This is a genomic window from Halosimplex rarum, assembly GCF_047715405.1.
Lineage (GTDB): Archaea > Halobacteriota > Halobacteria > Halobacteriales > Haloarculaceae > Halosimplex > Halosimplex rarum.
Map to the genome: position 1 here is coordinate 2,854,755 of NZ_CP180412.1, position 26,982 is coordinate 2,881,736.

At 68.0% G+C, this 26,982-nt stretch carries 28 protein-coding genes; 18 read left to right on the forward strand and 10 right to left on the reverse strand.

Annotated features, from left to right (window positions below):
• Positions 1-29 precede the first annotated feature (29 nt).
• On the reverse strand, positions 30-1,157 hold the full coding sequence (locus ACMGFH_RS13665; RefSeq protein WP_415378996.1) for an ORC1-type DNA replication protein: 1,128 nt from the start codon (positions 1,155-1,157) through the stop codon (positions 30-32).
• 336 nt (positions 1,158-1,493) lie between these two features.
• On the opposite strand from ACMGFH_RS13665, the gene ACMGFH_RS13670 reads away from it, so the two are divergent.
• A complete protein-coding gene (locus tag ACMGFH_RS13670) occupies positions 1,494-2,096 on the forward strand; it encodes an 8-oxo-dGTP diphosphatase (RefSeq protein WP_415378997.1) in 603 nt (200 codons plus the stop codon).
• A 75-nt stretch (positions 2,097-2,171) separates the two neighbouring features.
• Here the strand turns inward: ACMGFH_RS13670 and ACMGFH_RS13675 are convergent, their stop codons facing one another.
• Positions 2,172-2,516, reverse strand: coding sequence for a hypothetical protein (locus ACMGFH_RS13675; protein WP_415378998.1), 345 nt, complete (start codon positions 2,514-2,516; stop codon positions 2,172-2,174).
• Positions 2,517-2,609: 93 nt separating this feature from the next.
• Here ACMGFH_RS13675 and ACMGFH_RS13680 point away from each other — a divergent pair, with 93 nt between their 5' ends.
• From ACMGFH_RS13680 to ileS, 3 genes are all read left to right on the forward strand, one after another.
• Complete coding sequence (locus tag ACMGFH_RS13680) at positions 2,610-2,927, forward strand: hypothetical protein (RefSeq protein ID WP_415378999.1); 318 nt, start codon at positions 2,610-2,612, stop codon at positions 2,925-2,927.
• Positions 2,928-3,157: 230 nt separating this feature from the next.
• A complete protein-coding gene (locus ACMGFH_RS13685) occupies positions 3,158-3,874 on the forward strand; it encodes a lysostaphin resistance A-like protein (RefSeq protein WP_415379000.1) in 717 nt (238 codons plus the stop codon).
• A 61-nt stretch (positions 3,875-3,935) separates the two neighbouring features.
• Positions 3,936-7,208, forward strand: coding sequence for an isoleucine--tRNA ligase (ileS, locus tag ACMGFH_RS13690; RefSeq protein ID WP_415379001.1), 3,273 nt, complete (start codon positions 3,936-3,938; stop codon positions 7,206-7,208).
• Between the two features lie 39 nt (positions 7,209-7,247).
• On the opposite strand, the gene ACMGFH_RS13695 is transcribed toward ileS, so the two are convergent.
• Both ACMGFH_RS13695 and ACMGFH_RS13700 read right to left on the reverse strand, forming a co-directional pair.
• Entirely contained in the window at positions 7,248-7,625 is a 378-nt protein-coding gene (locus ACMGFH_RS13695) for a hypothetical protein (RefSeq protein WP_415379002.1), read from the reverse strand.
• Position 7,626: 1 nt separating this feature from the next.
• Positions 7,627-9,153 carry an aldehyde dehydrogenase family protein gene (locus ACMGFH_RS13700; RefSeq protein WP_415379003.1) on the reverse strand — a complete coding sequence of 509 codons (1,527 nt, stop codon included), beginning with the start codon at positions 9,151-9,153 and terminating at the stop codon, positions 7,627-7,629.
• A 442-nt stretch (positions 9,154-9,595) separates the two neighbouring features.
• On the opposite strand from ACMGFH_RS13700, the gene ACMGFH_RS13705 reads away from it, so the two are divergent.
• Positions 9,596-10,843, forward strand: a complete 1,248-nt coding sequence (locus ACMGFH_RS13705) for an MFS transporter (protein ID WP_415379004.1) — start codon at positions 9,596-9,598, stop codon at positions 10,841-10,843.
• Positions 10,844-11,302: 459 nt separating this feature from the next.
• The gene (locus ACMGFH_RS13710) at positions 11,303-11,584 is read left to right on the forward strand and encodes a hypothetical protein (RefSeq protein WP_415379005.1); all 282 of its coding nucleotides are present in this window, start codon (positions 11,303-11,305) and stop codon (positions 11,582-11,584) included.
• A gap of 21 nt (positions 11,585-11,605) precedes the next feature.
• Here ACMGFH_RS13710 and rimI read toward each other — a convergent pair whose 3' ends face one another.
• On the reverse strand, positions 11,606-12,124 hold the full coding sequence (gene rimI / locus ACMGFH_RS13715; RefSeq protein ID WP_415379006.1) for a ribosomal protein S18-alanine N-acetyltransferase: 519 nt from the start codon (positions 12,122-12,124) through the stop codon (positions 11,606-11,608).
• Between the two features lie 329 nt (positions 12,125-12,453).
• The gene (locus ACMGFH_RS13720) at positions 12,454-14,418 is read right to left on the reverse strand and encodes an aconitate hydratase (protein WP_415379007.1); all 1,965 of its coding nucleotides are present in this window, start codon (positions 14,416-14,418) and stop codon (positions 12,454-12,456) included.
• Positions 14,419-14,498: 80 nt separating this feature from the next.
• Between ACMGFH_RS13720 and ACMGFH_RS13725 the strand changes: the two genes are divergently transcribed.
• From ACMGFH_RS13725 to ACMGFH_RS13735, 3 genes are all read left to right on the forward strand, one after another.
• Positions 14,499-15,170: a deoxyuridine 5'-triphosphate nucleotidohydrolase gene (locus ACMGFH_RS13725; protein ID WP_415379008.1), complete on the forward strand. Its 672-nt coding sequence runs from the start codon at positions 14,499-14,501 to the stop codon at positions 15,168-15,170.
• 379 nt (positions 15,171-15,549) lie between these two features.
• Complete coding sequence (locus ACMGFH_RS13730; protein ID WP_415379009.1) at positions 15,550-15,837, forward strand: HalOD1 output domain-containing protein; 288 nt, start codon at positions 15,550-15,552, stop codon at positions 15,835-15,837.
• Between the two features lie 90 nt (positions 15,838-15,927).
• Entirely contained in the window at positions 15,928-16,314 is a 387-nt protein-coding gene (locus tag ACMGFH_RS13735; RefSeq protein WP_415379010.1) for a methylglyoxal synthase, read from the forward strand.
• A gap of 1 nt (position 16,315) precedes the next feature.
• Here the strand turns inward: ACMGFH_RS13735 and ACMGFH_RS13740 are convergent, their stop codons facing one another.
• Positions 16,316-17,845: a hypothetical protein gene (locus tag ACMGFH_RS13740; RefSeq protein ID WP_415379011.1), complete on the reverse strand. Its 1,530-nt coding sequence runs from the start codon at positions 17,843-17,845 to the stop codon at positions 16,316-16,318.
• 368 nt (positions 17,846-18,213) lie between these two features.
• Between ACMGFH_RS13740 and ACMGFH_RS13745 the strand changes: the two genes are divergently transcribed.
• Entirely contained in the window at positions 18,214-19,170 is a 957-nt protein-coding gene (locus ACMGFH_RS13745) for an aminopeptidase (protein ID WP_415379012.1), read from the forward strand.
• Positions 19,171-19,176: 6 nt separating this feature from the next.
• On the opposite strand, the gene ACMGFH_RS13750 is transcribed toward ACMGFH_RS13745, so the two are convergent.
• Positions 19,177-20,178: a CPBP family intramembrane glutamic endopeptidase gene (locus ACMGFH_RS13750; RefSeq protein ID WP_415379013.1), complete on the reverse strand. Its 1,002-nt coding sequence runs from the start codon at positions 20,176-20,178 to the stop codon at positions 19,177-19,179.
• 201 nt (positions 20,179-20,379) lie between these two features.
• Between ACMGFH_RS13750 and ACMGFH_RS13755 the strand changes: the two genes are divergently transcribed.
• The 3 genes from ACMGFH_RS13755 to ACMGFH_RS13765 all read left to right on the forward strand — a co-directional run bounded on the left by ACMGFH_RS13755 (position 20,380) and on the right by ACMGFH_RS13765 (position 22,491).
• A complete protein-coding gene (locus tag ACMGFH_RS13755) occupies positions 20,380-21,033 on the forward strand; it encodes an HVO_0476 family zinc finger protein (RefSeq protein WP_415379014.1) in 654 nt (217 codons plus the stop codon).
• A 1-nt stretch (position 21,034) separates the two neighbouring features.
• On the forward strand, positions 21,035-21,661 hold the full coding sequence (locus ACMGFH_RS13760; RefSeq protein WP_415379015.1) for a protein-L-isoaspartate(D-aspartate) O-methyltransferase: 627 nt from the start codon (positions 21,035-21,037) through the stop codon (positions 21,659-21,661).
• 83 nt (positions 21,662-21,744) lie between these two features.
• Complete coding sequence (locus tag ACMGFH_RS13765) at positions 21,745-22,491, forward strand: protein-L-isoaspartate O-methyltransferase family protein (RefSeq protein WP_415379016.1); 747 nt, start codon at positions 21,745-21,747, stop codon at positions 22,489-22,491.
• 20 nt (positions 22,492-22,511) lie between these two features.
• On the opposite strand, the gene ACMGFH_RS13770 is transcribed toward ACMGFH_RS13765, so the two are convergent.
• The gene (locus ACMGFH_RS13770) at positions 22,512-22,961 is read right to left on the reverse strand and encodes a carboxypeptidase regulatory-like domain-containing protein (protein WP_415379017.1); all 450 of its coding nucleotides are present in this window, start codon (positions 22,959-22,961) and stop codon (positions 22,512-22,514) included.
• Between the two features lie 166 nt (positions 22,962-23,127).
• Between ACMGFH_RS13770 and ACMGFH_RS13775 the strand changes: the two genes are divergently transcribed.
• The gene (locus tag ACMGFH_RS13775) at positions 23,128-23,520 is read left to right on the forward strand and encodes a fluoride efflux transporter FluC (protein WP_415379018.1); all 393 of its coding nucleotides are present in this window, start codon (positions 23,128-23,130) and stop codon (positions 23,518-23,520) included.
• Positions 23,517-23,864, forward strand: coding sequence for a fluoride efflux transporter CrcB (gene crcB / locus ACMGFH_RS13780; protein ID WP_415379019.1), 348 nt, complete (start codon positions 23,517-23,519; stop codon positions 23,862-23,864). Before ACMGFH_RS13775 ends, crcB begins: the two co-directional genes overlap by 4 nt.
• Positions 23,865-23,912: 48 nt before the next feature.
• Here crcB and ACMGFH_RS13785 read toward each other — a convergent pair whose 3' ends face one another.
• Positions 23,913-25,229 carry a PQQ-binding-like beta-propeller repeat protein gene (locus ACMGFH_RS13785; RefSeq protein ID WP_415379020.1) on the reverse strand — a complete coding sequence of 439 codons (1,317 nt, stop codon included), beginning with the start codon at positions 25,227-25,229 and terminating at the stop codon, positions 23,913-23,915.
• 157 nt (positions 25,230-25,386) lie between these two features.
• Between ACMGFH_RS13785 and ACMGFH_RS13790 the strand changes: the two genes are divergently transcribed.
• The 3 genes from ACMGFH_RS13790 (at position 25,387) to ACMGFH_RS13800 (ending at position 26,924) form a co-directional block, all read left to right on the forward strand.
• Positions 25,387-25,563 carry an HVO_0416 family zinc finger protein gene (locus ACMGFH_RS13790; protein WP_415379021.1) on the forward strand — a complete coding sequence of 59 codons (177 nt, stop codon included), beginning with the start codon at positions 25,387-25,389 and terminating at the stop codon, positions 25,561-25,563.
• 608 nt (positions 25,564-26,171) lie between these two features.
• The gene (locus ACMGFH_RS13795) at positions 26,172-26,522 is read left to right on the forward strand and encodes a winged helix-turn-helix domain-containing protein (RefSeq protein WP_274322473.1); all 351 of its coding nucleotides are present in this window, start codon (positions 26,172-26,174) and stop codon (positions 26,520-26,522) included.
• Between the two features lie 102 nt (positions 26,523-26,624).
• Complete coding sequence (locus ACMGFH_RS13800) at positions 26,625-26,924, forward strand: hypothetical protein (RefSeq protein ID WP_415379022.1); 300 nt, start codon at positions 26,625-26,627, stop codon at positions 26,922-26,924.
• Positions 26,925-26,982: the final 58 nt, after the last annotated feature.

Below are 26,982 nucleotides of genomic sequence, written 5' to 3' on the forward strand. Positions count from 1 at the left end.
AATAGCGCTCTCGTGACCGTCTCGCCCCGCTACAGCCGTTCGAGGACGGCGTCGGCGTCGTAGTTGAGCGTCAGTTCCCGGGAGCGCCCGCGGCCCTCCACGTCGGCGTAGCTGGCGGTGATGATGCCCAGCTGGTCGAGCTTGTTCGTGACCTCGGAGTAGCGGGTGTAACCCAGCCCGGTCTCGTCGTTGAACACGTCGTAGATGTCGCCCGCGCGCTTGCCGTCGTGCTCGGCGATCACTTCGAGCAGCGCGCTCTCGGACTCCGAGAGCTCCTGCAGGCGCCGCGAGAGGTGGACGTACTTCGACTTGTCGTAGGCCTCCTCGACGTCCTGCCGTTCGACCTTGCGGCTGGCGCGCATCTCGGCGTTCAGCCCCGCCCGCCGCAGCAGGTCGATGCCCACGCGAAGGTCTCCGCCCTGCTCCTCCGTGCACTCGGCGACCCTGTCGAGGACCGGCGCGGTCATCACGCCCTCGTGGAACCCCCGATCGACGCGCTCCTGGAGGATGTCGACGATCTCCGGCTGGTCGTACTTCGGGAAGTAGACGTCCTCGGGTCGGAAGACGCTCTGGACGCGCGTGTCGAGTTCGTCGATGACGTCCAGATCGAGATCCGAGGAGATGCAGAGGACGCCGATCTTGGCGCCGCCCTGCTCCTCGTGTGCGCGCAGCAGCGAGTACAGCGTGTCGGAGGCCTCGTCCTCGTAGAAGAGGTAGTTCACGTCGTCGAGCGCCACGGCCAGGACGCGGTCGTCGGCGACCAGCTGGTCGGTGATCTGCGAGAACAGTTTCTTGAACGAGATGCCCGACGACGGCGGCTCGTAGTCGAAGACGCCCTCGAAGAGCCGCGAGAACACGGAGTAGCGCGTCGAGTTGACCTGACAGTTGACCCGCACCGTCTTCACGTCGGTCTGGGCCCGCAATTCGCCGAACATCTTCTGGACGGCGGTGGTCTTCCCGGTACCAGGCGGTCCGCGCGCGACGACGTTCAGCGGTCGCGACCCGCGCACGGCGGGGCGCAGCGCGTACTTCAGCGTCTCCATCTGCGTGTCGCGGTGGAGAAACGTCTCCGGCAGGTAGTCGATCTCGAAGACGTGTTCGTCGCGGAACACCGATTCGTCCCACGACAGCATCCCCTCCTCGGGGTCCTCCGTCATTACTTTCACCACGCTCCGCGCACCACTTAACCGTTTGCCAGTCGCGGCGAAAGTGGAACGCGACCGGTAGTTCCCGGTCCGTTTCAACCACTCGTGACGCGAAATCTGACTCGCGTCCCGCGGAATCGCCGGGCCCGGCTCGTCGAGCCGAGTCTCGTGATCCTCCCGGAGCGGAAGTGGAACCGGGCGGATCGGTTCGGTGACGTCCGACGATCGAGCGCTCGCCGCGGACGGCGTTCTCGTAGCGGGCGGACCACTCGTCCCGGACTGCCCGGCGCCGGTGGCGCCCGGTGGAGTGAAGTCACCGCCGGGTGACACTCCGGCGATCAGTGACACATGCAGGTGACCGAAGCGACGCTGTGCCATCCGATCGTCGACGGCGAGTTGCTCTTCATCCGGAAACAGCGCGGGCTCGGGGCGGGGAAACTGGTGGGTCCCGGCGGGAAGATAGAAGACGGCGAGACGCCGCGGGAAGCGGCTCGCCGGGAAGTCCGCGAGGAGTTGCGCGTCGACCCCGTCGGGCTGGAGAAACGCGGCGAGTTCGACTTCCACTTTCGGGATCGCGAGGCCGAACGGAGTGAGGCCTCGGACAGAGCGAGTAGCGCGGAACGAAGTTCCGCGGACCATTCGAGCGGGCAAAGCCCGCGAGAAGACGGGGACGAAGGACCCGCGAGCGGTGACGTGGACGACGACTCCATGCACGTCCACGTCTTCGCCGCCGATGGCGTCGAGGGCGACCCCGAGGCGACCGAAGAGGCAGTGCCGGAGTGGCACCCCGTCGGTGAGTTGCCCTACGACGAGATGTGGATCGACGACCGCGTGTGGCTGCCGCACCTGATCGAGGGGGAGACGTTCGTCGGAGAGTTCGTGCTGAGCGACGACGGTGAGTCGCTGGTCCGCTACGAGATGGAGATCGGCGTGGGGGTGAAGAAACTGTGAGCGTGCGTGTCGATCGAGTATTCAACCGACCGAAGCATCCAACGGTAACCGATCGTGGCACCGCTTCGGCGAGGCCTACTCACCCGCGGTATTCAGCGCGCTATTGAGTTCGAAGAGTTCCCGAACGACGTCGCTCTCGGCGACTCGGTAGCGACGAGGCGACGTGTCCGGGACCGGTTCGACGACGTCGAGTTCCAGGAGGAGGTCGATGTAGTTCCCGACGGTCTGACGGGTGACACCGGCGTGGTCGGCGAGCTCGCTCTTGTTGAACTCCCTCCCCGGCGGGAGATCGAGGAGCGCGTCGAGGAGTATCGGGACGCTCTCGTGTTTCGTCAATTTGAGAAACCCGCTGGGATGGGAGAGACGGGCCGCCTTCGTATCCCGTTCGGACATAGATGGGCCGGGCGTCGATTCGCTCATGGTATCAACACGGCCGCGGATGCATATACTATTTTCCATCAGTGTAAACTCGGGTTAACACCATTTAATACGGTTGGCTGGGAAATCGGCTCTATGCGAAAGCCGTCGGTGAAGTGCGCGCTGTTGGCAGCGATGGTCGCGAAGCATCGCTGGGGGACGCCGATCGGCGAAGACGCACTGCTTTCGATCGCGGCGATCGACTCGAACGAGTATCCCGCCGCGAGCGCGGCCTTCGACGATCTCCGCAGTGAACCGTACATCACGTCGAAGGGAAACCGCGGCATCGAACTGAACAACGGCGCATTCGGCGCGCTCGCCGACGTGCTCTATCGCGAGTGCGAGTGGGAACCGTTTCACATCCGGAGTCGACTGAAACACTACGAGGGATGGGACCGACACGACTGGGCCTGACAGCGCCGGTGCTGTCTCGACCGCTGGTTCGCTCACTCGCTCACCAGATACAGGGCACGTAATCGAAGTCCCAAGAGCGTCGGGCGGGTTCGTGGCGGCGATCGGCGCGACTTCCGGATGCGTTCCCGTGAGCGACGCCAGAATCGTTATGTCTCCCTGACGAGTTCGCCGCAGTATGTGCACAGTCGATTCAGACGGTGGTGGCTGTCTGTGATCGGAGGTGAGGGCGCGTGCAGCTGAACGATATCGTCACGGCTGTCGTCCTCTCCGTGTTGCCGCTCGTCGTGATCGTTCCGATAGGTGCGCTGGCGTACTCCGCGGTCGGAGAACGCGTCCGCGGCCTCGTCCCGGGTATCGTCCTGATGGAGGGGTCGTTCCTGCTCGTCGCGGTGGGGTATCTGTGGTTCGTCGGCGGAGTAAACGTTCGGCTCGGCCTCCTCAGCGGCCCCGAACTCGTGCTCGCGCTCGCACTCGTCCCGGCGCCGTTCGCACTCTCGGTCGCGACCGAGCGCGTCCGTTCGCTGCTCGACGCCGAAGGAGAGAAGACGCTCAACCTCTCACGAGAGTCGGTCCCGGCAGCCCTGATCGTCGCACTCGTACTCGTCGGTCCGGCCGAAGAACTGCTCTATCGCGGTATCGTCCAGCCACTCCTCGTCGACTCGCTCGGCGCGGTGGCGGGAATCGGCGTCATGGCCACCCTGTTCGGTGCAGTCCACTATCCGAGTTACGGCGCAGACTCGCCGCTCGACGTCGATCGCGGCGTCGTGATCGGCTGTCTCAGCACCGGCCTCGTCGGCGCAGGACTAGGAGCGCTGTTTGTCGTCACCGGGTCACTGCTCGCACCGATCGTCACGCACTCGCTGTACGATGCGGCCCTGTTCGCGAAAGCCGCGGTCGAGAACGACGAGACGGGTGAGGGACCGCGCAGTGACGTCGGGCGGCAGTGACCCGCTCCCGTCGGGCCACGTAATCGAAGTTTCCAAGAGCGTCGGGCGGGTTCGTCAGTGTATGAGCACGGACGACGCCGACGGAGACGGGGAACCCGCGGCCCGCACGGAGCGGTTCGCGGACGTCCCCGACCAGTACGACCCCGACGCGGTCGAGGACCGCGTCTTCGACTACTGGGACGCCGTCGACGCCTACGAGCAGACGGTCGAGCACCGATCCGACGGCGAGGACTACTTCTTCGTGGACGGCCCGCCCTACACGTCTGGGTCGGCCCACATGGGCACCACCTGGAACAAGACGCTGAAGGACTGCTACATCCGCTATCTCCGGATGTGCGGCTACGACGTGACCGACCGGCCGGGCTACGACATGCACGGCCTGCCCATCGAGACCCGCGTCGAGGAACGGCTGGACTTCGAGAACAAGAAGGACATCGAGGAGTTCGGCGAGCAGAACTTCATCGACGAGTGCAAGGCCTACGCCGACGAGCAGCTCGAGGGCCTGCAGAGCGACTTCAAGTCCTTCGGCGTCTGGATGGACTGGGACGACCCATATAAAACGGTCACGCCGGAGTACATGGAAGCGGCATGGTGGGGCTTCGAGAAGGCCCACCAGCGCGGCCTCGTCGAGCAAGGGCAACGGTCTATCTCCCAGTGTCCGCGCTGTGAGACCGCCATCGCCAACAACGAGGTCGAGTACGAGGACGTCGAGGACCCCTCGATCTACGTCAAGTTCGACCTCGAAGACCGCGAGGGGAGTCTCGTCATCTGGACGACGACGCCGTGGACCATCCCCGCGAACACCTTCGTCGCGGTCGACGGCGAGGGCGAGTACGTCGGCGTCGACGCGGAGAAGGGCGGGAGCACCGAGCGCCTGTACGTCGCCGCGGCGAAGGTCGAAAGCGTCCTCTCGGCCGGTCGCTACGACGACTACGAGGTCGTCGAGGAGCTGACCGGCGAGGAGATGCTCGGGTGGACCTACGAACACCCGCTCCGCGAGGAAGTCCCCGACGCGCCCGACGGCGAGGGCGCGCTCCAGGTGTACGCGGGCGACTACGTCGACACCGAGGGTGACGGCACGGGACTCGTCCACTCCGCGCCGGGCCACGGTGAGGAAGACTTCGAGCGCGGGAGCGAACTCGGTCTCGATATCTTCTGTCCCGTCGGCGCGGACGGCGTCTACGACGACAGCGCAGGCGAGTACGCCGGCGAGTTCGTCAAGGACGCCGACCGCGAGATCATGGACGACCTCGACGCGAACGGCGCGCTGCTCGCCGAGCAGACGACGTCCCACAGCTACGGGCACTGCTGGCGCTGTGACACGGGGATCATCCAGATCGTCACCGACCAGTGGTTCATCACGGTCACCGACATCAAGGACGAACTGCTGGAGAACATCGAGGACTCCGAGTGGTACCCGCAGTGGGCCCGCGACAATCGCTTCCGCGACTTCGTCGAAGACGCGCCCGACTGGAACGTCTCGCGACAGCGCTACTGGGGCATCCCGATCCCGATCTGGATTCCGAGTGACGACTGGGACGGCACGATGGAAGAGGCCATCGTCGTCGGTGATCGCGAGGAGCTCGCCGACCGCGTCGACCAGGACATCGACCCCGACAGCGTCGACCTCCACAAGGACACCGTCGACGACCTCACCATCACCGAGGACGGCGTCACCTACGAGCGCGTCCCGGACGTCTTCGACGTGTGGCTGGACTCCTCGGTCGCGACGTGGGGGACCCTCAATTACCCCGAAGACGAGAGCCGCTTCGACGACCTCTGGCCCGCCGACCTCATCATGGAGGCCCACGACCAGACCCGCGGGTGGTTCTGGTCGCAGCTCGGGATGTCCACCGCCGCGACCGGCGAGATCCCGTACAAGCAGGTCCTGATGCACGGCTACGCCAACATGCCGGACGGCCGCGGCATGTCGAAGTCGAAGGGCATCCTCGTCGACCCCCACGAGGTCATCGACGAGTACGGCGTCGACCCGATGCGCCTGTTCCTGCTCTCGGTCACGGCGCAGGGCGAGGACATGAACTTCTCGTGGGACGAGACCCAGGAGATGCAGCGCCGGCTCAACATCCTCTGGAACGTCGCGCGCTTCCCGCTGCCGTACATGCGCGCCGACGACTTCGACCCCGACGCGGTCTCGCTGGAGGACGTCGAGGACGACCTCGAACTCGTCGACGAGTGGGTGCTCTCGCGGCTCCAGAGCGTCGAGGCGGAGATGACCGACGCGATGGAGGACTTCGAGAACGACCGCGCCGCGAACGCCCTGATCGACTTCGTCGTCGAGGACGTCTCCCGGTTCTACGTCCAGGTCGTCCGCGAACGTATGTGGGACGAGTCCGACTCGCCGAGCAAGCGCGCGGCCTACGCGACGCTCTACACCGTCCTCGAAGAAGTCGCGACCCTGTTCGCACCGTTCACCCCGTTCGTCGCCGAGGAGGTCTACGGCTCGCTGACCGGCGACGCCGGCCACCCGACGGTCCACATGGCCGACTGGCCCGAACCCACGGAGCAGTGGCTCGACACCGACCTGGAGCAGGACGTCGAGGTCGTCCGCGCCGTCGAGGAAGCGGGGTCGAACGCCCGCCAGCAGGCCGAGCGCAAGCTCCGCTGGCCGGTCCAGCGCGTCGTCGTCGACGTGGACGACGCCGGCGAGGCCGACGCCGCGGCCGTCGCCGACACGGTCCAGCGCCGCGCGGACATCCTCGCCGACCGGCTCAACGCCCGCGACATCGAGGTCGTCGGTCCCGACGGCGAGTGGGGCGAGCTCGCCTACTCCGCCGAGGCCGACATGAGCCTCCTGGGGCCCGAGTTCGGCGACGACGCCGGCCGCGTCATGGGCGCGCTCAACGAGGCCCGGGTCAGTGAGCCGACCGTCGAAGCGCTCGAATCGGCGGTCGCCGACGCGCTCGGCGAGTCGGTCGACCTCGACGCGGAGATGGTCGAGTTCGTCCGCCACACGCCCGACGGCGTCGCCGGCGCGGAGTTCCGGGCGCTCGACAGCGAGGGCGTCGTCTACGTCGATACCGCCCTCACCGAGGACATCGAGAGCGAAGGCTACGCTCGCGAGGTCATCCGCCGCGTCCAGGAGATGCGCAAGGAGCTCGAACTCGACATGGAGGAGTCGATCCGTCTCGAATTCGAGGTGCGCGACGACCGCATCGCCGACCTCGTTTCGGAACACGAGGCCCTCATCGCCGACGAGGTGCGCGCCGAAGAGGTCGGCGCGGTCGCCGACGGCCACCGCAAGACGTGGGACGTGGAGGACATCGAGGTCGAAATCGCGATTGCGCCGATCGCCGCCGCCGAGGCCTCGGACTGAGGGTCGGCATCGTCGAAGCGTCGGACTCAGAGGACTCGTCTATTTCGACGTCTCGGGCAGCGTAACGGCCGCGGGGTCGGTCCACCGGCTCACTTCGCCGCTGGGGTGGTACGCCACGGCGACGGAACCCGCGTCGTGCGATCGGGCGAATCGCCTGACGATGGCCCCATTCGCGAAGCCGTCGGGGGCGTCGACGTTCACCCGGTCGGTCATCCCGTCGCTCTGCAGCGAGGCCCACCCGGCCAGCGCGAGGTCGACCTTCGGGTCCCCCGCTCGTTCGCCGGTGTCCGACACGACCGCGTCCCGCAGCCGCTCGTGCATCCCCGACGGGACGACGTAGGCCGTCCCGTCGGGCGCCACCGAGACGTGCCCGGCCCGGATCCGACCCGGGGACAGCTCCGGGAAGGGGACGGTCACGCTACCGCAGCGAGATGTTGGCGGTCTTCGTCTGCGTGTAGTGTTCGACGGCTTCCTGGGCGGTCTCCCGGCCCATCCCGGACTGCTTGTACCCGCCGAAGGGCTGGCCCGCCGGGAAGTCGTTGTAGGTGTTGACCCAGACGTTGCCGGCCTCGATGTCCTTGACGGCCTGGTGAGCCTTCGTCAGGTCCTCGGTGAGGACACCCGCCGCGAGCCCGTAGTCCACGTCGTTGGCCAGTTCGATCATCTCGTCGTAGTCGCTCCAGGTGAACACCTCCTGGACCGGCCCGAAGATCTCCTCCTGGACGGCCCTGTTGTCGTGGTCGATGTCGTCGATGAGGGTCGGCGCGACGAAACAGCCGTCCGAGAGGGCTTCGTCGTCGGGCTGGCTCCCGCCGGTGACGAACGCCGCCCCCGCTTCTTCGGCTTCCTGGATGTAGCCCATCGTCCGTTCGACCTGCTCGGCGGTCACCTTCGGACCGAGGTCCGTCGACTCCAGCAGCGGGTCGTCCACGGTCAGTTCCTCTGCCGCGGCCGCCAGTTCGTCCAGGAACTCGTCTTTGACGTCTTCGTGGACGAACAGCCGCGACCCGGCACAGCAGCACTCCCCGGTGTTGAAGAAGATGGCGGTGATGGTCGTCTCGACGGCCCGTTCGAGATCTGCGTCGGGGAAGACGACCAGCGGGCTCTTTCCGCCCAGTTCCAGCGTGAGGTCGATGATGTTGTCCGCGGCGCTCTTCATCACCTCCCGGCCGACTTCGGTCGACCCGGTGAACGCGAGTTTCCGAACGTCCGGGTGTTCGGAGAGGGGTGCGCCCGCCTCCGTGCCGAATCCGGTGACGACGTTGACCACGCCGTCCGGAATCACGTCTTCGGTGACCTCCATCAGTTTCAGGATGGTCATCGGGGTCTCCTCGGCGGGTTTGAGCACGACCGTGTTGCCGGCCGCCAGCGCGGGGCCGAGCTTCCAGGCCGCCATCAGCAGCGGGAAGTTCCACGGGATGATCTGCCCGACGACACCGTACGGCTCACGGAGCGTCTGGACGTGTCTGCTGTCGTCGGTATCGACGGTCACCCCCTCGTGGGCGCGCGCGATGCCGGCGAAGTACCGGAAGTGGTCGGCGACGAGGGCCATGTCGATGCGCGCCTCGGTGATGGGTTTGCCGTTGTCCAGGCTCTCGAGGCGTGCGAACTCCTCGCTGTGTTCCTCGACGACGTCGGCGATGGATTCGAGCATCGCCTGCCGCTCGGCCGTCGACGTCTCGCTGTACGTCTCGTCGTAGGCCTCCCACGCGGCCGCGACGGCCCGGTCGACGTCCTCGGCGTTGCCGGCCTGCACCTCGGCGAGTGTCTCGCCGGTCGTCGGATCGGTCGTTTCGAAGGTCTCCCCGGAGGCGCTCGGAACCCACTCGCCGCCGATGAACAGATCCCGGTGATCCGGGAGTACCTCGTTCGCTGCCTGCTCGTGGCGCGTCCTGATCGCCGACTTTCGCTCCGCCGGGTCTTGCGATCCGCCCTCTGTAGACATACATTATCAATTATGATCTACTCCGACTTAGTGGTTTTCGTGTTAAATGATTCACACCATCTGGCGGACACGGGCGACGGCGATCGAATCGGGCCATGCGCCTCTCTAGTGCGTCATCGCGAAGGCGGTCACGCTGCAACGGGCGAGTGCAGTCGGGTCGAGCGTCCCGCTCTCGATCGTGTCCGGTCTCTCCGAGCAGCGCGATGGCCGTACTCCCAGAGCCCTGATCTGGACGTGGCGCTCGTCCCCATCGATCGAGATCGTGCGGACGATCTGCGACCGTGATCAGACCTCGTACGACTCCGCCGCGGCACGGAAGCGGCGACAGTACATCGCTGGCGCTGGGAGCGATACGCTCCGATCGTCGCCGACGTGTCGCTCGTGGAAGAGAATTTTTCGACTATCGGAACTCCTTTTTACGCGTATCGCAACCGCCCGATCAGTGACTGATACGGGAAAGCAACTACGGGCGCTCTACTTCACGAGATTCGCGAGTTCGTTCGGGCTCGTGACGCTCTTGACGCTCCTGCCGACGTTCATCAACGAACTCGGCGCGGAGGGCTTTGTCCTGGGACTGTTCGCGACCGGTCTGACGTTCGCGCAGGCGGTCGGGATCATCCCCATCTCGTGGGCGGGCGACCGCTACGACAAGCGGACGGTCCTGCTGGGCGGGCTCGGCCTCTCCGTGTTCGTCTACGCCGGGTTCGCCGTCGTCGACACGAGCTGGCAGTTCATCGCCGTCCGAGCCGTCCAGGGTATCGCCGCCACCGCGGCCGGGCTCATCGCGCTGGCGCTGGTGGGCGACCTCGCCCGCGAGTCCGAGCGGGGCAACACTATCGGGACCTCTAACGCCTGGCGGTTCGCGGCCGCCATCGGCGGTACCTTCTCCGCGGGTGCGCTCTACGACCTGTTCGGGTTCGAGGCCGTCTTCGCGCTGCTGATGGTCATCGCCGCGTCGGCGTTCGTCGTCGTCTGGCTCTGGGTCGAGCCCGACGACACACGGATCCACGGCTTCCCCTTCACCGACCTGGCGCTGAACAAACGCATCCTGACGATAACGAGCTTCCGCGCCCAGTACGCGGTCGCGGTGACGCTCGTCCGGACGTGGGTCCCCATCTACGCCGGTCTCGCCGCCGTGGACGGCGGACTCGGCTACGTCAACAGCGCGACCGCGGTCGCGGTCATCATCGCCGCCGAGAAGTTCACCAACATGGTCTGCCAGCCCTACACGGGCGGGCTCTCCGACCGGTTCGGCCGCGCCCGCTTCGTCTTCTTCGGCGGCCTCTTCTACGGGACCGTCGCGCTGGTCGTCCCGTTCACCCCCGCTATCGGCAGCGCGCTCGGCCTGCCAGCGACGTTCCCGTTCCTCGGGACCCTCTCGGCGGCGTTCCTCCCCCTCGTGGCGCTGAACGCCCTGCTGGGAGTCGCGGACTCCATCCGCGAGCCCGCCAGCATGGCGCTGTTTGCCGACGAGGGCAAAGGCCAGGGCGTCGCCTCCAGCTTCGGCGTCCGCGACCTCGTCTGGCGGCCCGGATCGGTCCTCGCGCCGCTGGCCGGCGGCTGGCTCACCAGTAACGTCGGCATCGACTGGGTGTTCTTCCTCGGCGGCGCCTTCGCCTTCACCGGCGTTTTCGCCTTCCTCGGCATCCTCTCGTACAGCCACGGCCGTGATGCACTGGCTGCGTGGTGACGAGTACTGGATGACCCCACTAGAAACGATGCCGCTACCGCGACCGCCCACTCGATCAGCGCCGAGAACAGCGTGAAAGCCCCCGCCCGCTCCGGTCGCGCGCCTCGTTGCGCGCTTCGGTCGCTCCGCTCCCTGCAGTGCTTACGTCGTCGTGCTTCCCGGAGCGGGCGGCCCCTTTCATTCCCACCCGCATAGACTGTTGAGAAGCCGATACGGGTGGGAATGAAAGGGGCCGCCGTCTCGACGAACCCGGACGAAGTAAGCACCGCAGGGCGAAGCCCGAGGAGCGCAGCGAGGCCCGGAAGTCGAGACGGCGGGGGCTTTCACGCTGTCTGCGGTTCCGATCACGAGAGCGGTCGCCGTTGCTGATCACTCGCTGGCAGCAGACTCTCGTGGAAAATCATCCGTTCCAACTCGTCGACCACAACGTACACGGCGGACCCCGACGACGACCACACCATGTCACCGACAGTCCACGCCCTGCGCAACGAGATCCGCGTCTCGGTCGGCCGCTACGAACGGGAGGTCTCCAGCGCGTTCACCAAGGAAGCGCTCGCGGCCATCTGCGACGCCGTCGACGCGGATATCGACACGAGCGGTCAGCCGTCGAAACCGGCGATGCGGACCGCGATCCGGGCGACGGTCGACGGGCTGGACGGCGATAGCGAAGACAGCGGCGACAGCTTCAGGAAAGGGGACCTGCAGGCGATAGCGGAAGCGCTCAGGGACGAAGCGCAGTAGCGCCGCGCCGGCTGCCGTCGGTCAGAACTCCCGGACCATCACGAGGGCGTCCTCGCCGTTGGCGTAGTAGCCGGGGAGGGTGCCGTGATGTTCGAAGCCGAACCGGCGGTAGAGGTCCATCGCGGCGTCGTTGGACTCCCGGACTTCGAGTTTCACGGAGGCGACGTTCTGCGTCGCGAGGGCGGTCAGCGCGCGCTGGAGGAGGCGCCGGCCGATGCCCTCGCTCCGGCGCTCCGCGGCGACCGCGATGTCCTTGACGTGACCGAGGTCCTCGCCGTGGTTGGGCACGACGTCCGCGACGACGTAGCCGACGACGCGCCCGTCGTCGCCGACCGTCGCCGTCTCCCGGGAGTCCTCGGCGTCGCGGACCTGCGCGACGAGAAAGCCCGGTTCGTCGAGGAATCGCTCGAACGCCGAGAACGGCCACGGCTGAGGAAACGCCTCCTGTTCGATGTGGAAGACGGCGAGCAGGTCGGCGCGCTCGGCCTCGCGGATCCGAACGTCCGGGCCCGCGGACTCGTCCGGTGCGACGGTGGTCACTGTCGCCGGGTAGGATGGCGCCGTACAAATGTCTACTGCCCGGCCGGGTAGCGACCGGAGCGGCGCGAACTGCGGGCGCCGCCCACTGTCGGACTTCGGTCCACAAAATTCTTAACCTGGCAACTCACACCTCCCGATGCACCCCAGATGGGTGCCACTCCACCCTCCCCACCCCACTCTCTTTCCGTGCGGCAGTTCGGACGCTCGCAGCGCCCTTCTCGATAGCCGCTGCGTCGATCTCACTCGGTGTCCGAAGCGTGTCGGAGCGGTGAGCGCGGCGGTGCCGTCGCTCACCGGGCGCCGAAAAAACGGAGAAGGTGCGGATCCGATCAGTCGTCGGCGGGCGCGCCGGAGCCCTCGGACTCGTACTGCTGTTTGACGTGGGTGAGCTTCCCACCGTCGGCGAGGATCTCGCGCTCGCGCTCGGAGGCGTCGAGGTACGCGGAGGCCTCCCAGTCGTCGTTGACGCGGATGGTGAACTCTTCCTGGCCGGTGCGGACCGCCTCGGCCACGTCGTCGACGATCTCGACGTCGTCGCCCTGCTCGATCTCCTCGTAGGTGGACTCGTCGATCGTCAGCGGGACGATGCCGAAGTTGAAGAGGTTCGCCTTGTGGATGCGGGCGAAGCTCTGTGCGAGGACGGCGTCGATACCGAGGTACATCGGGCACAGCGCCGCGTGCTCGCGGGAGGAGCCCTGCCCGTAGTTCTCACCGGCGAGCAGGATGCCGCCGTCGGACTCGAGCGCGCGCTCGGGGAACGTCTCGTCGACGCGCGTGAGCGTGAACTCCGAGAGCTTCGGGATGTTCGACCGGTACATGAGCACGTCCGCGTTGGCCGGGCTGATGTGGTCGGTCGTGATGTTGTCCGGCATCTTCAGCAGGGTCTCGCCCTGCAGGTCGGCCGGGAGCGGGTCCTTCAGCGGCACGTCGCCGATGTTCGGGCCCTTGATGAGCTCGTCGTCGACGGCCTCGTCGGGCGTGATGAGGTCGGAGCCGCTGACGCCGACGTAGTGGTCGGCGAGCTCGAAGCCGGGGTCCTCGACGTCGTCGAGGTCGCGCGGGTCGACGATCTCGCCCTCGAGGGCGGCCGCCGTCGCGACTTCCGGCGAGCAGAGGTACACCGAGTCGTCCTCGATGCCGGAGCGACCCTCGAAGTTGCGGTTGAAGGTGCGCAGCGACACGGAGTCCGAAGCGGGCACGTGGCCGTTGCCGATACACGCGCCGCAGGTCGCCTCGGAGAAGTTGACGCCGGCGGCCATCATCTCGGCCGTCCAGCCCTCGCGGGCGAGCATTTCGGAGGCCTGCTTGGAACCGGGCGCGACGATCATCTCGGTCGTCTTGTTGATCTCGCGGCCCTCGAGCATCTTCGCGGCCGGGAGGATGTCCTCGTAGGCGCCGTTCGTACAGGAGCCGATCATGACCTGGTCGACGTCGACGCCCTCGACCTCGCGGACGGGGACGACGTTGTCGGGCATCGACGGCTCGGCGATGAGCGGTTCGAGGTCCGAGAGGTCGACTACGATCTCGTCGTGGTACTCGGCGTCCTCGTCGGGCTCGACCTGCTCGAAGTCCTCGGGGCGGCCGACCGCTTCGAGGTACTCCTCGGTCTTCTCGTCGGTCGGGAAGATGGAGGAAGTCGCGCCGAGTTCGGTCCCCATGTTGGTGATGGTCGTCCGCTCGGGAACCGAGAGCGTGTCGACGCCCGGACCGGTGTACTCGAAGATCTTGCCGACGCCGCCTTTCACCGAAAGGCGTCGCAGGAGCTCGAGGATGACGTCCTTCGCGGTGGCCCACTCGGGGAGCTCACCTTCGAGGCGGACGTTGACGACCTCGGGCATGTCGATGTAGTAGGCGCCCCCGCCCATCGCGACGGCGACGTCGAGGCCGCCGGCGCCGATGGCGAGTTCGCCCATCCCGCCGGGCGTCGGCGTGTGGGAGTCCGAGCCGAGCATCGTCTTGCCCGGCGCGGCGAAGTTCTCCTTGTGGACGTTGTGGCAGATGCCGTTGCCCGGGCGCGAGAAGTGCGCGCCGAACTTGCCCGCCGCCGAACGGAGGAAGCGGTGGTCGTCCGTGTTCTTGAAGTCGAACTGATAGGTCTGGTGGTCGCAGTACTGCGCGGCGACCTCGGTCTGGACGTCGTCCAGATCGAGCGCCTCGAACTGCAGCCACACGAGCGTCCCGGTGGTGTCCTGCGTGAGGACCTGGTCGATCTCGATCCCGATCTCCTCGCCGGGTTCGAGCTCGCCTTCGACGAGGTGCTCGTCGAGAATCTTTTCCGTGAGTGTCTGTCCCATAACGTCCGACAATGGCACACGAGTGGATATAAAACCCGCGAGTTACCGCGAGTGTTGTCAGTTGGCACCCCGTCGCGGTCTTGCGGTTTCGATCTTGGCACCGCGCCGACAGTTCTGGAGAGTCGCGATCGCGTTCGGCTTCGACGAACGCCGTCAGGCAGTTCGACGATCCACAGAACCCGTGCGACGGCCGGCCTCGAGCGCTTCGAAGGGACGATCGGGGGAGACTCCCGCAGTCGCGAGAACGAAACGACTATGCTGGCGAGCGGACCACGCCCGGTATGTTCGAGAGCGGGCGGTTCGTCGCGGACGTCCTCGGCGACGTGGACGACGACCAGATCCAGCCGAACGGCGTCGACCTGCGGCTCGGCGCGGTGTACGAGCAGGTCGAGCCCGGCCGTATCGGACGGGACGGCAAGACCGTCGGCGAGCGCCGCGAGCGCGAGCCCGAGGCCGACGGGGACGTCTACCGCCTCGACCCCGGCGGGTACGTCGTCGAATACGCCGACACGGTCCGGATCCCGGAGGGCCACGTCGGCTTTCTCTACCCGCGTTCGTCGCTGCTGCGCAACTCCTGCATGCTCGACACGGCCGTCTGGGACGCCGGCTACGAGGGGCGCGGCGAGGGGCTGCTGGAAGTGTACCACCCCGTCGAGCTCGAACGGGGCGCGCGAATCGCACAGCTCGTCCTCGCCGAGGCCGAGCACGCCGACACGTACGACGGGTCCTACCAGCGCGAAGGGCTCGAGTGAGCGCTACCGTCGCGGCCACCGGGCCCGGCCAGCACCGGCGACCCTGCTAGACCAAGCCGTAAGATTAATCGAGACAGTAGTGAAACGTACACCTGGTGTTGGGGGGGAGATCGACCGGCCCGTGCCTCTGACATCCAACACCGGACGACGCCTCCAACACCGGTGTATCGGGGGTCTCCCCGATTTCTCTGACCGCCGACGCCGAGACGCGAGTCCGTTCCGCTGACTCGGTCGACGGCGTCCGCGAACGCGGCGCTCGCAAAAACCCAGCCGTTCGGGCGCGCGTGAGCGAGCGAATCGATGGACGGGACCGGGCAGTTCTTTCAGAGCGTGAAACCGCACTCGCGGTTCTATATACCGTTCCGGTGACGTAGGGAGTATGCCAGCAAACGGAGATCTGTACGTGCTCGCCCCCGGGGAGGGCGACGCGGAGAGCGACGGGTGGGTGAGTCCCCGACCGGTAAACGAGGCCGTCGGCGCGGCTGTCGCCGACGCGACAGACCTGTCGGCCGACGACGTCGACGACGCCGATGCGTACGTCGACATCGAGCAGATAGAGACGCTCGTCGACGGCGGGGACGACGAGGCCTCGCTGACGTTCACCGTGGAGGGACACGACGTCACCATCGACGGTGGCGGCCACGTCACGGTCGATCCCGACGAATGAGGGCCTCCGCGGGCGAGTGAGCACCTCCGCGGGCGCGTCCGGGGCGGGCTCGCGGGACAGGCCTAACAGCACGGAGCGCGATTACTCCGTATGACGCGTCTGGCGCTCATCGCCCACGACGACGAGAAGCCCGAGATGATCGACCTCGCCGAAAGCTACGAGTCGCTACTCGCGACTTTCGACCTCGTCGGGACGGGCACGACCGGCAAGCGAGTCGCCGACGAGACCGGGCTGGACGTCGAACTGAAGGAGTCGGGTCCGATCGGCGGCGACGCGCAGATCGCCGCCGAGGTCGCCGAGGACCGCCTCGACGGGATCATCTTCCTGCGGGACCCGCTGACCGCCCAGCCCCACGAGCCCGACATCAGCGCGCTCCTGCGGATCTGCGACGTCCACGACACGCCGCTCGCGACGACGCGGACCAGCGCCGAGTACGTCCTCGACGGCCTCGCTGCCGACGCGGACCGGATGGAGTGAGCTACGTCGAGAAGACGTACACCGCGCCCGTCTCGTCCGTTCCCTCGCTTTCCTCGTGGATGGCGCCGACGAACCCCCGTCCGTCCGCGAGCGCGGCCGACGTGCCGAACAGATCGCTGTCGGTCCCCTCGTCGGGGAGCAGCTTCGTCCGCTGGGCCCACTCGCCGCTTTCGGGTTCGAACAGGTACGCCGACCCCGCGTTGTCGCGCTCCGTGTCGTCGTGCTCGGCGCCGACGAGAGCGGTGTCGCCGTCCAGCGCGACCGAACTCCCGAACACCTGCTCACGCTCGCCGTCGTCGGGGACGAGCTTCGTGTCCATGATCCACCTACCCTCGATCCGCTCGAACACGTAGGCCGACCCCGCGTAGAAGCCGTTCGGGTCGTCGTCGCCCCAGGAAGCGACGAGCGCGGTAGTACCGTCCAGCGCGACTGAACTCCCGAAGTAGTCCTCGTGGTCGTGATCGGCTGTCGGCGTCAGCGTCGTCCGGTGGCCCCATTCGCCGTCGGCGCGCTCGAACAGGTAGGCCTTCCCGACGTTGTCCCCATCGGACGTCTCGAAGTTGTAGGCGCCGACCAGGGCGGTCTCGCCGTCCAGCGCGACCGAGCAGCCGAACCGGTCGTGGTCGCCGCCGTCCGGAGGGGCGAGCTTCGCCCGCTGGGTCCACTCGCCGGCCGCTGGCCCTTCCTCGACCGCCGAGCGCTCGCTTTCCGAGGACCGATCGGCGGTGTCCGTCGCCGAACGACCGTCCGCAAGTGCGTACGCGTACGCGACCCCCGTGCCGGTCCCGTCCGCGCGATCACCGTAGGGGGCGCCGACGAGGATTCGGTCGCCGTCGAGTGCGACCGACCGGCCGAACCCGTCGTGCTTCTGGCCCGCGCCGGACCGCAGTACCGCCGTTCGCTGCCACTCGTCGTCCGCTCGTTCGTACACGAGCGCCCCACCGTCCGGGAGCTCGTGGGTTCCCACGGCTTCCAGCGCACCGACCACCGCCCGGTCGCCCGAGACCGACAGATCGGTGCCGAACTGATAGTCGAACGGGAGCGCCTCGGCCTCCGGAACGAGTTTCGCCCGCTGGGTCCACTCGCCGTCGACGCGGTCGAACACGTACACTGACCCGTAGGCTCCCCCCACGTCCGGATGGCTGTCCTCGGGTGCAGCGACGAAGAGCGTCTCCCCGTCTGCCGCGACCGACTGGCCGAACTCGTCGTACTGCTGGGAATCCTCGCCGGAGAACCTGGCGACTCGTTCGCCGTTCGCAGCCGTCGGCGTAGCCGTGGCCGTGGGTGTCGCCGTCGGTGACGGCTCCGCGGTCGTCGGAACAGGCGATGGCGTCCTCGTCGGCGTCGGCGACGCCCCGTTCGCCGGGGTTCCCGTCGGTGTCAGCGTCGCGGTCGGTGTGACCGTCGCGTCTGCGGTCGTTTCTCCGTCCGATGCGGGCGATTCGTCGTCGCTGGACTCGAAGGAGCACCCGGCGAGCGCGCCTCCGACCCCGGCGATCAGGGCAGCGAGAACCGATCTGCGAGAGGGCATACCGAATGCTGTTACGAATCGAACAAATGCTTTCTGGACCGGTGCGAACGCGTCGCTGACGGGACTCGATTCTCGCCAGCGGGGCGGCGGCGACGACTCGGTCCGTCGGCAACGTTGCGAGGCGGGAGAAGCGAACGGCGAGCGGAGGCGGAGAACGGGGACGGAGTGGGTGGAGGGCCGACCGTCCAGCGGACAGGGTGGGTTCGGAAGGCACCCGTAGATACACCCGGCCGTCTTATACTCCTTGTCGAGACTCAAAGAGCGATTGTAGTTACCGCCGATGAGTGGTCCGCGGGGAGTGCGGCCGGCCACAGGCGGCCGGCGGCCGAGGGTAACTCATAACCGGCGGCCGCGCTTCGGGTTCTGATATGAGCGATTCATCGCTACGCGCGCCGGCCGAGACCGCCGTGAGACAGTGCATGGACCTGGGGAGCGACGAGTCCTGCGCCGTCGTCACCGACGACGAGCGGCAGGCCATCGGCGAGGCGCTGTACGCCGTCGCGAGCGAGATCACCGACGACGCGGTAATCGTGCGCTACCCACCCGGCGACCAGCACGGCGGGGAACCGCCCGAACCCGTCGCAGCCGCGATGGCCGGCGCCGACGTGGTGCTCGCGCCGACCACCAAGAGCCTCACCCACACGCAGGCCCGCACCGACGCCAACGAGGCGGGCGCCCGCGTCGCGACGCTTCCGGGGATCACCGACGGCGTCTTCCTGATGGGCCTGGACGCCGACTACGAGTCCATCGCCGCCGAGTCCGAGCGCCTCCTCGAACAGGTCGAAGGCGCCGACGAGATCCGCGTGACGACCGACCTGGGCACCGACATCACGTTCGAGCCCGGCGACCGCGAGTGGGAGCTCGACACCGGCATCGTCCACGAGCCCGGCCAGATGTCGAACCTCCCGGCCGGCGAGATCTTCCACAGCCCCGAGGACGCGAACGGCCGGTTCGTCGTCGACGGGACGATGATGCCACACGGGAAGCTCGAGGACGGTCAGACCCTCGAATTCGAGGTCGAAGACGGCTACGTGACCGACATCTCCGACGACGCCGTCCGCGCGGACATCGAGGAGGCCGCCGAGGAGGTCGGCGACGACGCCTACAACCTCGCGGAACTCGGCATCGGCACCAACCTCGCCGTCGAGGACCTCGTGGGGTCGGTCCTGCTCGACGAGAAGGCCGCGGGGACCGTCCACATCGCCATCGGTGACGACCACGGCATCGGCGGCGACACGCACGCGCCGATCCACCTCGACGGGATCATCACGGGCCCGACAGTGTATGCGGACGGGGAAGCGATCGATCTGCCGAGCGCCGAGTGAGAGCGGTCAAACGCGTTCCGCGCTCCGTGCTGCGGCCTCGCGCTCTCCTGGCAGGAGCCACTCGGTCCGGACGAAGAGGATGGCGGCGACGGCGAACCACGGGACGACGCCGATCAGCCCCACGGGCGTCGGGCCGAACACCTGGTTCGGGATGGCCGTCGCGAACAGCGTCGCCAGCCCGGCGCTGCCGTTTATCATCGCGTGGCCGACGACGGCGGGGAACACGCTCCCGCTCCGGAGGGTCACCCAGCCGAGGAACACGCCTAGCCCGACCGTCGCGACGACCATAGCGAGCAGGCCGAGCCACGGTGCACCGGCGTAGTCCGTCCCGTAGTTGTACCCCATCGCGATGACCGGCCAGTGCCAGACGCCCCAGACGACGCCGTGGGCGACGAGCGCCCGCCGCCAACCCAGCGGCGCGAGTTTCGGCAGGAGGTACGCCCGCCAGCCGAACTCCTCGCCGAAGGTCGCGAGGCTGTTGAGCAGCGGCGCGGCGACGACGGCCTGGACGAGTTGCAGTCCGAGGAACGCCGTCGGCGAGAGCGGGATCTCCTGGCCGGTTTCGGCCTCGACGGTCGCGAGCAGATCCGCGACCGCCTCCAGCCCACCGAACCGCCCGGGGAACACGAGGAAGTAGAGCCCGGCACCGGCCAAGATGAGAACGAGCGGCCCGAGCCACCCGATCACCCACGGCAGTGGGCGCGTCCGGACGCGCAGGAGCATCGCCCCTCGGTCGAACCCCTCTCCCGTGAGCCAGCGGGCGGCGACGTGACCGAGCGCCGGCCCCCACATGTACGGCCCCGCAAGCAGGACGAGCCACAGCGGGATCCCGAACCCCAGCGTCGGGCCGGCGCCGATACCCCCCAGCGCGTAGATGACCGCGGCCGTCGCCCACGAGACGCCGAACGCGACGGCGAGAAAGATCGCGAGTCGACGGCGTTCCAGCCCGTCCCCACCGCCGGCCGACTCGACTGCCGGCCCGTCCGGTCGTCCGTTTTCGGTCGCCATTGCGCGACTGTTCTGCTCGCAGCCACGTCAAGATTCGCCAGCGGATCGGCCGTGATCGCGCGGCCGCGGTCGGCCGCTCCGAAGCGGTGCTCCGTCGGCGGTCGGACCGCACGCGACTCGGTACCGTCCGGACGTCGGGCCAGCGCGGCCGAGCGGGGGCGACTCAGCGGACTTTTACGCGCTCGCCGGCAACGGACGGACATGACCGAGACCACGGAGCGGGTCGCCGTCGCCTGCCCCTCGTGTTCGCCGGACCTCGAGACGGTCCACGAGGTGCTCACGACGGGCGGCGGCCACGCCACGATCCGCTGTACGGAGTGCGGCCACACCCACAAGGACCAGATCGAGTCGACGACGGAGTTCGAACGCGAAGTCGTCGTCTCCCAGGGCGGCGAGTCGTTCACCGCCACGGCCGACGTCCCCGAGGGCGAACAGCTCGCCGTCGGCGAGGAGTTCCTCCTCGACACCGAGGAGGCGATCATGACCGTCCGGATCACCAGCCTCGAACTCGACGGCGACGAGCGCGTCGAGGAGGCCAGCGCCGAAGCGGTCCGGACCATCTGGACCCGCGCGGTCGGTAACGTCGGCGTCAACCTGACGCTGCACCCGAGCGACGGCCGCCGCGACGAGACGCGCTCGATGACCGTGCAGGTGCCCGGCGACTACGAGTTCACCGTCGGCGAGGAGGACGAACTCGGCGGCGAGGAGTTCACCGTCGAGGGGATCCACATCCGTGACGACGCCCACGGCTACCACCAGGAGAAACTGGACTTCGACGGCGACACCGCGTTCGCGAAGGACATCAACCGGTTGTACGCGCGCGACGAGTCTTCTTCGGCCTGGTCCGCGTGGTAGCATGGATCCCGAGGCCGCCCGGCAGCGGTTGATCGAGCGTCTCGCCGATCAGGGCCGCGTCGACGACGGACGCGTCCTCGACGCGATGGAGTCCGTCCCACGCCACGAGTTCGTCCCCCAGAACCAGCGCGAGGAGTCCTACCGCGACAGCCCCCTCCCCATCGGGGAAGGACAGACTATCAGCGCGCCGCACATGGTCGCGATCATGGCCGATCTGCTCGAGTTGCGCCCCGGTGACGAGGTGCTGGAGATCGGCACCGGTTGCGGCTACCACGCCGCCGTCACCGCCGAACTCGTCGGCCCCGAGCACGTCTACTCCGTCGAATATCACGATAGCCTCGCGGAACAGGCACGCGAGCGCCTGAACCGGCTCGGATACGGAGACGTGTGGGTCCGCGCCGGCGACGGGAAGGGAGGGTGGCCCGACCACGCCCCTTACGACCGGGCGTATCTGACCTGCGCCGCCCCATCGATCCCGGATTCCGTGGTCGAGCAGGTCCGCCCCGGCGGCTACGTCCTCGCCCCGGTGGGCCGCGGTCGCCAGACACTCGTCCGCGCTCGCCGCCGCGCCGACGGCTCGCTCGACCGCGAGGAGCACGGCGGCGTCCGCTTCGTCGAGTTGCAGTGAGCGGCGCCCGCTGACCCCCGGACAGGTCGGGGGCGACCCGGCGAGTCGCGCCATTCATTACCATCGAGGGCGGACGGAAACCCATGGACCTAGCGGTGTTGCGCGACGATATGGTCGACAGCCTGGAACACGAGAGCAAGGGCTGTCTCCGGAGCGACCGGCTGTCCGTCGCGATGCGGGAGGTCCCGCGCGAGGCGTTCGTCGCCGAGGACGGCGGCGCCTACGCCGACCGCCCGTTCGAACGTCTCGGCACGCGCGTCCTCGCGCCGAGCACCGTCGCGCGACTCCTCGAAGCGCTCGACGTCCGCGATGGCGATTCAGTCCTCGTCGTCGGCGCCGGCGTCGGCTACACCGCGGCCGTCGTCGCCGAACTCGCCGGCGAGCGCAACGTCCACGCCATCGACATCGCCCGCCGGCTCGTCGTCGAAGCGCGCGGAAACCTCGCTGACGCCGGCTACGACGGCGTCCTCGTCGACCGCCGGAACGGCGCGGACGGCCTCGCCGAGTACGCCCCCTACGACCGCATCCTGCTCGAAGCCGCGGCCGTCAGCCCGCCGTCGGCGCTGGTCGACCAGCTCGCCGACGACGGCCGACTGGTCATGCCCCACGGCGCCGGCGACCAGCACCTCGTCGCCGTCGAAGACGGCGAGATAACCGAGCGGCTCGGCGGCGTGGCCTTCCAGCCGATGCTCGTCGAGGGCGAGCAGGCCGACACGGTCGAGCGCAACCGGACCCGCCGCGAGGACCGCGAGTTCGCCCGGCGCAACGCCCAGGGCCGCACCGGCTGGGAGCAGGAGTGGATCGACTGGGACGACGCGCCCGGACGCTGAACGACGGGCCCGGCCGACCCTTACGTATCGTCGACCACCAACACCTCCGTGTTCCCGCGGTCGTCGGCGTACTGTCCTCCCGCGGGCGGTTTCACGTCGAACTGTATCGTCCCCTCCTGTTGATTCGGGCCCAGCGAGGGCGACAGCGACAGTTTCGCTGTCCCGTTCGCGTTCGTCCGCGCGGTGGTCACCGAGCCGAGCGTCGCGGTGCCGCCCGTCGCGACGACGGTGGCGTTGGCGACGCGGTCGCCCTGCGGGCCGACCACCTCGACCGAGAGGTCGGTCGCGCCGTCCTCGATGACTTCCGGCGTCGGCCGGACGTCGAGTTCGGTGACGCCGAGCGTCTGGATCCCCCCGAGCGTGTTCATCATCACGCTCAGGCTCGCGACGCCGACGACCAGCGCGATGACGAGCCTGATCGGCAGTCCTTCGATTGCGCGTTCGTCTCCCGTGAGCGCTCGTGGCTCCATGGGCGGCCCTGGTCCGGGTCTACTTGATAAACGCTCGTGCGAGGGTTTACGGACGAGAGGGCGGCGATCCACTGGTTTGGCGATCGGATCTGGACCGGTGGGTCGGCGGGGACGCGGCCGAACGGAAACGCACGAGTACCCTGGGGCAGTCGGTATTGGCGAACGGATGCTCGACGACCACGCGCTGGGCCGGCTGGAGCCGCTCGTCCTCATCGCTGTCGGCGGGTTCGCGGGCGCGGCGGCCCGACACTCGGTCGCGCTCGCGCTCCCCGGCGCCTTCCCCTGGGGGACGCTCGCGGCCAACGCCCTGGGGAGTTTCGCGCTCGGTGTCCTCCTGTACGAACGCCACTTCGCCGACGCGCTGAGCACGGAGACGCGGCTGATCGTCGGGACCGGGTTTCTCTCCTCCTTTACGACCTACAGCACGTTCGCGGCCGAGACCGCGGGGCTGGCCGGCGGACAGGCACCGGTGCTGGCCGCCGCGAACGTGGTGGCGAACTACGCGCTGGGTCTCCTCGGCGTGCTCTGTGGTCGCTGGCTCGCGAGGTTGCTGTCGTGAACCCGCTCGTCCTCGTCGGGCTGGGCGGAGTCGCGGGCGCGCTGGCCCGGCACCTGTTGGGCGAGCGAATCGACGCGCGGACGGGCGACACGCTGGCGGTGAACGTGCTCGGAAGTCTCGCGCTCGGCGCGGTGCTCGCGGCGCCGGCCGGCGACTCGCTGGCGCTAGCCGCGGGCACTGGCTTCTGCGGCGCGTTCACGACGTTCTCGACCTTCGCGTTCGAGACGGTGCGGCTCTACGAGACGGGCGAGCGCCGGCGTGCGGCGGCGAACGCGCTCGTCAACCTGGTCGGCGCGCTGGTCGCGGTGTGGCTCGGGTCTGCGCTGGCCAGTGCGGTGTGGTGAGTGGGTGGACGGAGCGCCGGCCGCGTCCCGGCTGCGCCGTGCTAGTTCTCACTCGCTGAGTGCGTAGAAGGTGCCGTCCTGGCTGCCGATGTAGACGCGGCCGCCGGCGACGATGGGGGCGGCCTCGTCGATGTTGTTGCCCGTCTCGAACGACCACTCCTGGTCGCCGTTGTCGGTGTCGACGGCGTAGACGGAGCCATCGCGGCTCCCGACGTAGACGGTGCCGTCGGCGACGACGGGAGGGGCGGTCACGCCGTCGCTCGGGCCGGTGAACCGCCAGTGCTCGACGCCGCTGTCCGCGTCGACGGCGTAGAGGGTGCTGTCGCGCGTCCCGACGAACACCCGGTCTCCGGTGACCGCGGGCGTGGAAGCGATCCCGGCGCCGAGTGGTCGCTCCCAGTCGGTGCTCCCGCGGGTGTTGATCTGCGCGAGCGTCTCGGCCTCGGTAGTGACGTAGAGGCGCCGGTCGCGGTACGCGACGCCGTTGACGCTCCCGTCGAGGGTCTTCTTCCACTCCACGCTGCCGCCGGCCGTGAGCGCGTAGAGGCTGTGGTCCGCGCTCGGCGCGTAGATCATCCCGTCGGCGAAGACGGGGGAGGCCGTGATGGCGCCGTAGGTGTCCTGGTTCCACTTCTGAGTGCTGTCGAGGGCGTCGAAGTCGTAGACGCGGCTGCCCGTCGACCCGACGTAGATTTCGCCGTCCGCGACGACCGGGGCGGTGAAGTCCTCGGTCGAGGTGAGGTCGTAGTCCCAGAACTCCGACCCGTCGTCGGTGTGCAGCGAGTAGAGGACCCCGTTGGAGGTGCCGACGAAGACGAAGCCGTTGCCGACCGCCGCGGCACTGGTGACCGGCGCCGCGGTCTCCTTCGACCACTTGGTCTCCCCGGTGACGGGATCGAGCGCGTGGAAGGAGCCGTCCGAGTCCCCCCCGCCGCCCGCGCCGACGTACAGCGTCCCGTCGGCCAGCACCGCCGTGGCGTTGATCTGGTCCTGGTCGAACGACCGCTTCCAGTCGACCGACACGCCGTCGTGGGGACCCCGTGCGTCCGGGTGGTGCCCCCAGTGCTCGTTGTTGCCCATGAACGCCGGCCACGACGCGAACGACGACGCGTCGGGCGTGGGCGTCGCCGTCTCGGTGGGCGTCGCGGTGTCCGTCGGCGTCGCCGTCGGCGTGTCCGTCGGCGTGTTCGTCGGCGTGTTCGTCGGCGTCGCCGTCGGTGTGTCCGTCGGTGTCCCTGTCTCCGCCCGTCCGTCCCCTGCCGTCGCCGTCCCGCCGTCGTCGGAACCGCACCCGCTCAGCCCGACGGTCGACGCGCCCAGCATCGCTGCCAGGTACGTGCGGCGACTCACCCGCTTCCGTGCCATAGCCGACGTATCGGTGAACTGGTTCATATGTTCTGGGGTTCGTGCGAATCGCGCTGCGCGCGAGCGACCGGTTCGCCGCCCCCGGCGGGCCCGTGAAGTGTGCAAAGGTTTCGCATACCAATAGACATATATGCCGGTGTGGTATACCTTAGCACGTATGGCGTCCGCACCGAGCACCGACGACATGTTCGACGAGTTTCTGACCGACCGTGGACACGACGTCGAGGCGACGGGCTGGGAAGAGAACTATAACAAGAAGCAGTGCCCCGACTGCGGGGGACTGCACGACTCGGCCGCCACAGAGTGCTCGGTATGCGGCTGGGACCCGGCGTAACGCGCGACGACCGATTTTTTCGTGAGCGAATGCGGAGAGCGACTGCTCCGAAATCCTGACGGACCGCGTACTCTCGCCGACGCGACCGAGATCTCGCACGACATCGAAATCCCGCGAGACACCCGTCTCACGAGCGGGTACACTGGACGGAAAGGGGGAACGTTGGGGGAATAGGGGGGGGAAGTCCACCGGAAAGCGGGCAACGGAGGCCGGTAAGGGGGATAACCGGCGGGTCGGGGGACCCGTTCGTTCCCGGGCCGCGTCGGGGGGATGACGCGTTTGGGGGGGAATGCGCCGGGAACGACCTCCGGCAACGCGCTCGTGCCGGCGAGGACCGCATGCGAGCCCGGAGACCCCGGCCGGTCCGCGGAGGAGCACAGGGCGCCGTCGGGCGCTGTCCCGGGCTCCAGCCGCGGACCGGGTGAACCCACACCCCACCACTGGCACACACGGATGCGCACGGTGCGATTCGGGGTTCGCCGGGCCCGCACTTGGTCCGCATCCGATACTACTGGGGGCACTCACATAATGGGGCAGGCGCGTTTTCTGAGGCTGAAAGAGCCGACGCTCGAAAGGCCTATGTAAGAGGTCGAGCGATCACACCGATAGTGGACGAAGAACGGGCCATCGAGGAGATACTCGACACCATCGGCGACGAACACGCCCGCCGGGTGCTCGCCGCGATCAGCCGCGAGCCCCAGTCGGCGAAGGACCTCAGCGAGGAGTGCGACCTGTCGCTACCGACTGTGTACCGCCGCATCGAAATGCTCAGTCAGTACGACCTCGTGAAAGACCAGACGCTCGTCGCCGACGACGGCAATCACTACAAGGTATACGAGTCCAACTTCGAGTCGACGGTAATCTCACTCGAGGACGACGAGTACAAGGTGCGCATCTACCGCGAGGAGAACCTCCCCGACAGGTTCAGCCAACTCTGGGACGACCTCAACCCGGAGTGAACGGCTGCGAGCGCCCGCACAGACCGCCCGAATCGCGAGAGGGCGTCGGCGGACCGGCGAAACTATATGTGAGAGCGTGCTGTCGGACAGACGACGCGAACAATGGTAGAAGTCGTCGCGGTGATGCGGGGGATACTGGCGTTGATGCGCATGGCGGTGTTCGGGCTCTCGCTCGGGATCACGATCATCAGCTTCCAGGCGTATCGACAGCGGCCCTCTGAGCGGCTGCAGTACGCGTTCATGGGCTTCGCGTTCATCAGCATGGGCGTCGCGAGCACGGTGATCGCCCAGGTCGGCGCCCGCGAAGCCGCCGAGACGGTCCGCCTGTTCTTCCGGATGACGGAGTCGATCCCCTTTATCATCGGCTTCACGATGCTGTACATCTCGCTGTACCGGGACTGAGCGACGCGAGTCGCGGCGGTCGCCGGATCGCAACCGGTGGTGCGGTTTCCGGCCGTCG

What these genes read in the sequence shown, in the direction of transcription:
- ACMGFH_RS13665 (WP_415378996.1), bottom strand. Translation starts at nt 1,157, where the DNA reads ATGACGGAGGACCCCGAGGAGGGGATGCTGTCGTGGGACGAATCGGTG.
- ACMGFH_RS13670 (WP_415378997.1), top strand. Translation starts at nt 1,494, where the DNA reads ATGCAGGTGACCGAAGCGACGCTGTGCCATCCGATCGTCGACGGCGAG.
- ACMGFH_RS13675 (WP_415378998.1), bottom strand. Translation starts at nt 2,516, where the DNA reads ATGAGCGAATCGACGCCCGGCCCATCTATGTCCGAACGGGATACGAAG.
- ACMGFH_RS13680 (WP_415378999.1), top strand. Translation starts at nt 2,610, where the DNA reads ATGCGAAAGCCGTCGGTGAAGTGCGCGCTGTTGGCAGCGATGGTCGCG.
- ileS (WP_415379001.1), top strand. Translation starts at nt 3,936, where the DNA reads ATGAGCACGGACGACGCCGACGGAGACGGGGAACCCGCGGCCCGCACG.
- ACMGFH_RS13700 (WP_415379003.1), bottom strand. Translation starts at nt 9,153, where the DNA reads ATGTCTACAGAGGGCGGATCGCAAGACCCGGCGGAGCGAAAGTCGGCG.
- ACMGFH_RS13710 (WP_415379005.1), top strand. Translation starts at nt 11,303, where the DNA reads ATGTCACCGACAGTCCACGCCCTGCGCAACGAGATCCGCGTCTCGGTC.
- ACMGFH_RS13720 (WP_415379007.1), bottom strand. Translation starts at nt 14,418, where the DNA reads ATGGGACAGACACTCACGGAAAAGATTCTCGACGAGCACCTCGTCGAA.
- ACMGFH_RS13730 (WP_415379009.1), top strand. Translation starts at nt 15,550, where the DNA reads ATGCCAGCAAACGGAGATCTGTACGTGCTCGCCCCCGGGGAGGGCGAC.
- ACMGFH_RS13735 (WP_415379010.1), top strand. Translation starts at nt 15,928, where the DNA reads ATGACGCGTCTGGCGCTCATCGCCCACGACGACGAGAAGCCCGAGATG.
- ACMGFH_RS13740 (WP_415379011.1), bottom strand. Translation starts at nt 17,845, where the DNA reads ATGCCCTCTCGCAGATCGGTTCTCGCTGCCCTGATCGCCGGGGTCGGA.
- ACMGFH_RS13745 (WP_415379012.1), top strand. Translation starts at nt 18,214, where the DNA reads ATGAGCGATTCATCGCTACGCGCGCCGGCCGAGACCGCCGTGAGACAG.
- ACMGFH_RS13750 (WP_415379013.1), bottom strand. Translation starts at nt 20,178, where the DNA reads ATGGCGACCGAAAACGGACGACCGGACGGGCCGGCAGTCGAGTCGGCC.
- ACMGFH_RS13755 (WP_415379014.1), top strand. Translation starts at nt 20,380, where the DNA reads ATGACCGAGACCACGGAGCGGGTCGCCGTCGCCTGCCCCTCGTGTTCG.
- ACMGFH_RS13760 (WP_415379015.1), top strand. Translation starts at nt 21,035, where the DNA reads ATGGATCCCGAGGCCGCCCGGCAGCGGTTGATCGAGCGTCTCGCCGAT.
- ACMGFH_RS13765 (WP_415379016.1), top strand. Translation starts at nt 21,745, where the DNA reads ATGGACCTAGCGGTGTTGCGCGACGATATGGTCGACAGCCTGGAACAC.
- ACMGFH_RS13770 (WP_415379017.1), bottom strand. Translation starts at nt 22,961, where the DNA reads ATGGAGCCACGAGCGCTCACGGGAGACGAACGCGCAATCGAAGGACTG.
- ACMGFH_RS13775 (WP_415379018.1), top strand. Translation starts at nt 23,128, where the DNA reads ATGCTCGACGACCACGCGCTGGGCCGGCTGGAGCCGCTCGTCCTCATC.
- ACMGFH_RS13785 (WP_415379020.1), bottom strand. Translation starts at nt 25,229, where the DNA reads ATGGCACGGAAGCGGGTGAGTCGCCGCACGTACCTGGCAGCGATGCTG.
- ACMGFH_RS13790 (WP_415379021.1), top strand. Translation starts at nt 25,387, where the DNA reads ATGGCGTCCGCACCGAGCACCGACGACATGTTCGACGAGTTTCTGACC.
- ACMGFH_RS13800 (WP_415379022.1), top strand. Translation starts at nt 26,625, where the DNA reads ATGGTAGAAGTCGTCGCGGTGATGCGGGGGATACTGGCGTTGATGCGC.